We start from the raw sequence: 468 nt of genomic DNA on the forward strand, positions 1-468 counted from the left end.
CAATTATCCCTAAAAATACTGAGAAAAAGATTAGAATTTTATTACCGGCTCAAGATATAAAAGGCATTAAAAAAGGGGATAAAGTACAATATTCGTTTAAACTAAAGAAATCTGATAAACAAACAGGAATAGTAACTTATTTATCAGCACATCCTATTTTTGATAAGGATTCTAAAGGGTATGTGTATGAATTAGAAGCAACAATTGATATACAGGATTCACATGAGTTGTATACAGGGATGGTAGGTAGGGCTTCTGTAATAATCGGAGAAGAACGAATTTGGAAATTTATATTAAAGAAATTCGATTTTATTTCTAATTAATATTGAAAGAGGCCAATCTTTTAAATAATAAGGATTGGCCTCTTTTATTTTTCACTAAAATTGGTAGTTCAAATATAAAATGTATCAAGTATGTTATCTTTTTCTTCTTTATTGATACAAATATATTTTAAAGTGATTTGTGGTG

The 468-nt window shown here is 27.4% G+C and carries 2 pseudogenes; one reads left to right on the forward strand and one right to left on the reverse strand.

What is annotated here, in order from left to right:
* Positions 1-323 (forward strand): annotated as a pseudogene (locus SB658_RS21885) (hemolysin D); the annotation flags it as partial.
* Between the two features lie 68 nt (positions 324-391).
* Here SB658_RS21885 and SB658_RS21890 read toward each other — a convergent pair.
* Positions 392-468: pseudogene (locus tag SB658_RS21890) on the reverse strand (tyrosine-type recombinase/integrase); the annotation flags it as partial.

The organism is Bacillus sp. SIMBA_008 (assembly GCF_046535495.1).
Lineage (GTDB): Bacteria > Bacillota > Bacilli > Bacillales > Bacillaceae > Bacillus > Bacillus subtilis.